8 protein-coding genes and 1 pseudogene are annotated in these 6,257 nt (G+C 35.8%); 5 read left to right on the top strand and 4 right to left on the bottom strand.

Annotation, left to right across the window (positions count from 1 at the left end; genetic code table 11):
- Positions 1-103: 103 nt before the first annotated feature.
- Both HUK62_RS17130 and mobQ read right to left on the bottom strand, forming a co-directional pair.
- The gene (locus HUK62_RS17130; protein ID WP_176538535.1) at positions 104-601 is read right to left on the bottom strand and encodes a hypothetical protein; all 498 of its coding nucleotides are present in this window, start codon (positions 599-601) and stop codon (positions 104-106) included.
- A pseudogene (mobQ, locus tag HUK62_RS17125) lies at positions 598-1,568 on the bottom strand (MobQ family relaxase). Before mobQ ends, HUK62_RS17130 begins: the two are co-directional and overlap by 4 nt.
- A 209-nt stretch (positions 1,569-1,777) precedes the next feature.
- Here mobQ and HUK62_RS17120 point away from each other — a divergent pair.
- Positions 1,778-2,065, top strand: a complete 288-nt coding sequence (locus tag HUK62_RS17120; RefSeq protein ID WP_176538534.1) for a mobilization protein — start codon at positions 1,778-1,780, stop codon at positions 2,063-2,065.
- A 2-nt stretch (positions 2,066-2,067) separates the two neighbouring features.
- The gene (locus HUK62_RS17115) at positions 2,068-2,379 is read left to right on the top strand and encodes an HU family DNA-binding protein (RefSeq protein ID WP_004870952.1); all 312 of its coding nucleotides are present in this window, start codon (positions 2,068-2,070) and stop codon (positions 2,377-2,379) included.
- On the opposite strand, the gene HUK62_RS17110 is transcribed toward HUK62_RS17115, so the two are convergent.
- A complete protein-coding gene (locus tag HUK62_RS17110; RefSeq protein ID WP_176538533.1) occupies positions 2,376-2,672 on the bottom strand; it encodes a hypothetical protein in 297 nt (98 codons plus the stop codon). The genes HUK62_RS17115 and HUK62_RS17110 overlap by 4 nt on opposite strands.
- On the bottom strand, positions 2,669-3,652 hold the full coding sequence (gene repM, locus HUK62_RS17105) for a replication initiation protein RepM (protein ID WP_087554524.1): 984 nt from the start codon (positions 3,650-3,652) through the stop codon (positions 2,669-2,671). Before repM ends, HUK62_RS17110 begins: the two co-directional genes overlap by 4 nt.
- A gap of 1,078 nt (positions 3,653-4,730) precedes the next feature.
- Between repM and HUK62_RS17100 the strand changes: the two genes are divergently transcribed.
- From HUK62_RS17100 to HUK62_RS17090, 3 genes are all read left to right on the top strand, one after another.
- Positions 4,731-5,489: an outer membrane protein gene (locus tag HUK62_RS17100; protein ID WP_176538532.1), complete on the top strand. Its 759-nt coding sequence runs from the start codon at positions 4,731-4,733 to the stop codon at positions 5,487-5,489.
- 192 nt (positions 5,490-5,681) lie between these two features.
- Positions 5,682-5,975, top strand: coding sequence for a type II toxin-antitoxin system RelB/DinJ family antitoxin (locus HUK62_RS17095; protein ID WP_001277151.1), 294 nt, complete (start codon positions 5,682-5,684; stop codon positions 5,973-5,975).
- Positions 5,968-6,249, top strand: coding sequence for a type II toxin-antitoxin system YafQ family toxin (locus tag HUK62_RS17090; RefSeq protein WP_001129137.1), 282 nt, complete (start codon positions 5,968-5,970; stop codon positions 6,247-6,249). Before HUK62_RS17095 ends, HUK62_RS17090 begins: the two co-directional genes overlap by 8 nt.
- Positions 6,250-6,257 lie beyond the last annotated feature (8 nt).

Below are 6,257 nucleotides of genomic sequence, written 5' to 3'. Positions count from 1 at the left end.
CGATGCTTTGAAAGATGGCTTTAGCCATGTTTCAAAGTCGGGCAACTTTGCGCTTGCTGTAATCTGATCAGTAATGAGAAAAACCAAGCAAAGTATCGATCGCCTAGTATTTTTTAGGGTCGATGCGACACCAGTCATAAGTTTTATTTTTGACGTTATTTGGCTCAAATGAATAGCATTTCTTCGTCATAATTCTGACAAGCGTTTCACCATCACTTTCTCTAATTTGTAGCGGATATTTTTTAAGTACAGCCATATCAGCTCTACGTTCATCAATTTCATCTTTACTTGGCACGTACAAGAAGATTGCCAAAATGAACACCATCACCAATGTGACAAAGGTACTGGCAAAAATGATGATAAATTTTGAGTTAAGTCTACTGATTGCTTGATTTAACTGTTGAATACTGTTGTTTAATGCACTTGTATGCTTTTTATTTGCGTTTTCTAGCGATTTTTCAACCTTGTCTAGTACTTCACTAGCGACTTGGTTGTAAAATTGCTCTAATCGCTTCTTATCGTCTGCTATGGCTTCTCGATATTCCTTCATGGATGCCAATAAAATATATAACTGGTCATCTAGATCATTTTGATTACTCATAATGACATTCCGCCTCTACTTAGTTTTTGAGATGCCTTGCGGAGTGCTTGCTCGGCTCGTTGTTTATCTAATTCTTGCTGTCGCTTCATTTCCGCTTGGCGTTCCAGTTCTAGACGTTTGGTTTCTTGGTTCTTCTGCCATTGATCAAAACCTTGATCGACACGGTTTAAACCACGCTGTAAAACGCTCTCTTTCTGCTGTTTCTGTTGGTCAAGTTGTTGGGTATTCTGCTGTTTGACGTTGTCATTGAAACGGCTAATTTCAGTGTCTATGCCTTGTCTGCGTAATTGAGTGACTTTGGTGCCTTCATGGATGGTGGCTTGTAGTCCGTTGTTCTGATCGGCATAGCTGCGGTGATCTATTTTTTCTCGGTAGCCTGCACGTTCCAATGCTTTATTGGCTAACTCTGCCCATGTTTCTCTAATTTGCTTAATGTCTTCTTGGGTTGTCCCATACCAAGGCTTTTTCGTTTGGCGTTGCTGAGTTCAATATCGGTTTTGGTGTTCAGAGTGAGTTTATTGTCTGCGTCCAATTCGGCTTTTCGGGTTGTGAGCATGATATGGGCGTGATGGTTTTTATCATTACCGCCTTTACTCGGGTCATGGATGGCTAAATCTGCGATTACGTCATAGCGATCAACTAAGGACCTGGCAAAGTCTTTTGCCAAGTCCTTACGTTGATCAGCGTCTAATTCATCAGGCAGGGCAATCACCCATTCTCTAGCGGTTCGGGCATCTTTGCGGTTCTCGGTTTTTTCTGCCAAGTTCCAAAGTTCGCCACGGTCAATTTCAATATCTAAATTAGAGATAATTTCAGAATGGGCGACACCGTCTTTTCTCGTAAAGTCATGGGTTAGCCCTGTGCGTTCATCTTCTAGTTTTTCACCTGCACGATAGGCACTTGATGCAACCGCAGTTCGTCCTGAACTTCGGTTAACTGTTTTAGTTGAACAATGATAGATTGCCATGCAGTCGCCTTGAGATGCTTTTGCTTTTAAAAAATTGCGTAGCAGTTTTTTGGGGTTAAGGGGATTCCCCTTACGCAAACTTTGACTTGGATGAAATCCAAGTCGTAAGTGCGCATTTCATGAAAAACACGATAGCATATAGCCCGCTTGAATTTCAATTCATAGGGCCTTATGCTTGAGTGGTTTTCTATATCCCGAAATTAACCGTTATGACAAAATCTGCTGAAAATATCGAAAAGAAAATTGAAGCCCAGTTAGAGAAGCTGAAACAGTTAAAAGCTCAAAAACAGGCTATCGAAGCAAGAGAAAAATCAAAGCAAAAGGAGCAGGAAAGAAAAGATGATACTCGACGTAAAATTTTGCTCGGTTCTTATTTAATTAAAAAGATGCAAAGTAATGAAGCCAACAAAGAAAAAATACTCACGGAACTTAATGAATATTTAACTGAAAATAGAGATAGACAGCTTTTTGACTTACCAAATATTGAGGAAAATTAATTATGAATAAAGCCGATTTAATTGCCAAATTAGCACCTAAATTAAATATTAATCAAGACGAAGCAAGAGTTGTTCTTAATTCTGTTCTTGAAGTCATTACAGAAGCCCTAGTTGAAGATAAAAATGTCCGATTAGTTGATTTTGGGACTTTTGAAGTAAAACAGCGTGCCGAAAGAATGGGGCACAATCCTAAAACTGGCGAAAAACTTAAAATTGAAGCTAAGGAAATCGTTACTTTTAAACAAGGTAAGGCTTTGGGAGAGCAATTTATTGTTAAGCCAAAGCAAAAAAGTAAAGCTAAGAAGAAAGCCTAATTTTTCTTAGCTCTTTGTTTTTCTTGTTCGGCTTTATACTCTGGAATTAGCTCAGCTAAGACCTTTTGGATATTTTCCTTATCTTCGATCTGCAAATTATCCCGATAGTAAATTAAGTCCTCTATTTTGCCTTCCATCTGCATTTTTTCGGTGGGTTCGGCATTTTGGGATATTCGGGATAATAGGAAGATATAACTGCATATATTTTCCCTCGCAATTTCATAATTTACGATATCGAGGTATTCAGCTCGTGTGCCGTGAAATTCTTCTAATAGGTTGGTTAATTTCATCATGCTTGAAACCCTGCTTTTTCTAAACATGGATAAAGCTCTCTGAACTTTTCAGGCTCTAAAAGCATGTCAGCGATACGAATAGCAAATTGCTGAAAGCTTTCCGTACCTTGTGAGTATTTGCTCATTTCGGGCATTTCAGACATTTTATTTGCAAATAAATGGCGTTGTGGATCGCTCAATTTTATAAAAAAATCAGGGTTACTACGATTTTGCTTAGATATTATTTTTTTTGAGATTTTATCTACTTTAGGCTTAAATTTGAATGAAAAACCTATAATTGTCCGCCCCTGCTTATGTTGCTCGTATTTAATCGTATAGTCTGAATGTTGATTCACTTGCTCCACAGCCACATCTAGGACTCGCAACTTAAAGTTAGAAATAATTTTATATTGCTTAGGTTCTACACCTAATTGCCCTCGTAATTGTTCTATTTCAATAAATGGAATATGTCCTACATTTTTCCATTTCATTAGGAGTTCAAACAATCGAGTAGCGTAGGTACTGGTAAAGTCGGTAGTTTGTGATAAGTAATAGCTTGTGAAATATTCTTTTGAATTAGCAACCAATAGGACAACATCACTGGTAAGTTGGAAGTGTAATAAACCCTCTGATTCTGTATAACCGATCTTTTGTACCCATCGTGATTTCATAACGGTTGGTATATCGCAATCTCTTAGCTTTTTGGGACGTTTAAAAGTGTATTCCTTACCAAATTCCAAGCCATATAAGGTGTATGAGAAATAGCGTAAAAACAACCGTTCTGATGCTTCTTTTAATGCTCGATAAGCTACTGAACCATCAACCTTAAATTGTTCAGCATATTCCCCTGCATGTATGGTCAGAACTGTATCACTGGTAATTTCTTGGTGCTGATTATTAGCTTTGACCAAAGCCAATCCAATTAAGCGTTGTTCTACTAAGCTCAAGGTATAACTTGCATCAATCAGCGCATTATTTTTAACAACTAAATCATTTGCCATTTCTTATACATACATTCTTTTTAGTTGTAATTATATTACATAGATTAAATACGTATAGCAATACTGCATAAACGTATAGATAAGACTGCATAAACGTATAGATAAGACTGCATAAACGTATAGATAAGACTGCATAAACGTATAGATATAGCAATATAAGCCATTGATTATTAATATGAATAAGTGGTCTAAAATTATAAAATTATAAAATTATTAAAAAGAGGGGAGTGCTAAAAACTGCCCTAGGTACTCGCTAAAGCTCGTACTCTATTGAAGCTCGTTCCTCGCTTCGTGGGGCAGTTTTTGGTTAATCCTGTTTGTGAAATCTAAAAGCAAAAGCATTGGTAATGTATTCGCTTCGCTCATACTTTTTGAAAAGCAAAAGCTCCAAAGTTCGCACCCATTCGGGATGCTCTGTACCTACCGTTTAAAATCGAAAGGGAGCTTGTAATCAGAGAAAAGGCGAGCGTGAAATTTTGATGATGCTCAATCGCTCGTAGACACTCGCTCGGTTCTTATTATCTAGGTTTTAATTATTTAATGGAGCTAATCAAAGTTGTGAAACATTGATCAAAGAATAGGCGTGGAACGTGAAAAATCATAAAAAAAACCCACCTTGGGGAAGATGGGCTATCAACTAGAAACTACAGCATTGATTTCTAAGGAAAATTATAACACATTTCGTATAAGGTGTATTATGTTAATTTTAGGGAAACTTAATATTTTGTTCTTATAGATACTACTTTAATGATTATTTCTTAGAAGGACCATTCTTATCACTGAAAGGATCATTCCTCCATTCTTTATATAGCGAATAGACTAACCAAACAGCTAATATAAGTAAAAAGAGTATACATATAAGATAGAAATCCATGATTAATAACTAGTAAAAATATAGTTAGCAATTACACATAAATTAACAAAAATTAGCAATTATTTTACGAAAAAAAATTGGTTATATTACTGGATTTAAAAGAAATTGTTTAAAAAGTAGCAAAAAGATAAAATTTGATAAGCAAAATGAAACCTATACTCTTAAATATTAATACTAAAGAAGTATCAAAAAATAACAAAAAAGATGTACAATCCTCATAATAATTACAGAGAACAAACACTTATGAAGCGTCTTCTATTAGTAACTGCCATTTCATTTTCAAGTTTAACTTATGCAGATAGCGGTTTTTATACATCATTAAAAGCTGGTATTAGCGATACAAAGTTTGAAGACTATAAATTGACACTGGCTCAGGGTGATGAGAGCATCATCTTTAAACATAAAGATGCAGATGAAAGTATTTACCCAAATATCTCAGCTGCTATCGGTTTTGATTTTAGTAAGGTAAGTAAAGTAAATGCTCGTGCTGAACTAGAATATACATATAAAGATAAAGCTACATTCGCGCCTAATATCAGCTCAGGTATTTTCAATGGTAACGAAGAGCAAGCACCACCAAACATTCCTAGTTATGTAGTAAATGAACTTAGAACTCAGTCTTTAATGCTAAATGGCTATTACGATTTTAAAAATACAACTAAATTTACGCCATATTTAAGTGCTGGCTTAGGTGTAAGCCGTATTGAAAATGACATTTCAACTAACCCTGAAATGTTTAATTCTTCTGAGCATATCTCTACAGATACAAATAATAACTTCGCTTGGACAGCAGGTGCAGGTGTAGCTTATCAAGTAACTAAAGATGTGGCTCTTGATTTAGCTTATCGTTATGTCGATGCTGGAGAAATTGAGACTAGCCTATCTTTCGATGGTGCAAATTTTAAAAATACAGCGGACTTAATATCACATGACTACTCTTTAGGTATTCGTTACAACTTCTAAGATATTTAAGAGAATAGGGGGATGAAGTATCCCCTATTCTTACAATAGATAAATTTTTTATCATCCATTTAACATAATGGGCGTTATACGAAATTTAGTTGTTAGAAACCATTTATTACATCAAAAGTAATGAAAAAGTAAAGAATATGCCTTATATTATCTTTACTTTAATGGTTTTTGAGTGAGGAAATCATGTCCGCAGTCAATTTCAATATGCGCTTAGAAGCAGAGTTAAAAGAACAAGTCACACCTATTTTGGAAGACTACGGTTTGACTATGCCCCAAGCATTCAAACTGTTCTTGAATCAAATCGTTAAAACTAAGGCGATCCCTTTATCTTTTGACTATGCGCGAGAAACTGCTTTAACTCCTAAAGCAGCAGCCAAATTACTTCAATCTTTAAAAGAGATTGAAAATGGCGAGTACACCGAGTACGAAACGGTAGAAGAAGCGATTAAAGCTATGTCGGAAGAAGCACATGGCTAAACGTAAGATTATCGTAACCAGTTCTTTTAAACGTGATATTAAAAGACGTTATTTAGAACTGGTTACAGCTGAATGGGCAGAAGTATTAGATTGTTTAGTCGCAAATAATCCTTTGCCTGAAAAATATTTAGATCATCCCTTGAAGGGTGGTGCAGAGTTTAAGAATTGTCGTGATTGTCATGTGAAGCCTGATTTAGTCTTGATTTATAGGCTTGTTGGTGACGATATTTTAGAACTGCATCAGTTGGATAGCCATTCCGAAATTTTTGGATGACTATCGCT

It is taken from the genome of Acinetobacter sp. NEB 394 (genome assembly GCF_013374795.1).
GTDB lineage: Bacteria > Pseudomonadota > Gammaproteobacteria > Pseudomonadales > Moraxellaceae > Acinetobacter > Acinetobacter johnsonii.
This window is presented reverse-complemented; position numbering and strand designations above follow the sequence as displayed.

Excerpts from the sequence above, each read along its gene's own strand:
- HUK62_RS17100 (WP_176538532.1), top strand. The coding sequence starts at position 4,731 with ATGTACAATCCTCATAATAATTACAGAGAACAAACACTTATGAAGCGT.
- HUK62_RS17110 (WP_176538533.1), bottom strand. The coding sequence starts at position 2,672 with ATGATGAAATTAACCAACCTATTAGAAGAATTTCACGGCACACGAGCT.
- HUK62_RS17115 (WP_004870952.1), top strand. The coding sequence starts at position 2,068 with ATGAATAAAGCCGATTTAATTGCCAAATTAGCACCTAAATTAAATATT.
- HUK62_RS17130 (WP_176538535.1), bottom strand. The coding sequence starts at position 601 with ATGAGTAATCAAAATGATCTAGATGACCAGTTATATATTTTATTGGCA.
- HUK62_RS17095 (WP_001277151.1), top strand. The coding sequence starts at position 5,682 with ATGTCCGCAGTCAATTTCAATATGCGCTTAGAAGCAGAGTTAAAAGAA.
- repM (WP_087554524.1), bottom strand. The coding sequence starts at position 3,652 with ATGGCAAATGATTTAGTTGTTAAAAATAATGCGCTGATTGATGCAAGT.
- HUK62_RS17120 (WP_176538534.1), top strand. The coding sequence starts at position 1,778 with ATGACAAAATCTGCTGAAAATATCGAAAAGAAAATTGAAGCCCAGTTA.
- HUK62_RS17090 (WP_001129137.1), top strand. The coding sequence starts at position 5,968 with ATGGCTAAACGTAAGATTATCGTAACCAGTTCTTTTAAACGTGATATT.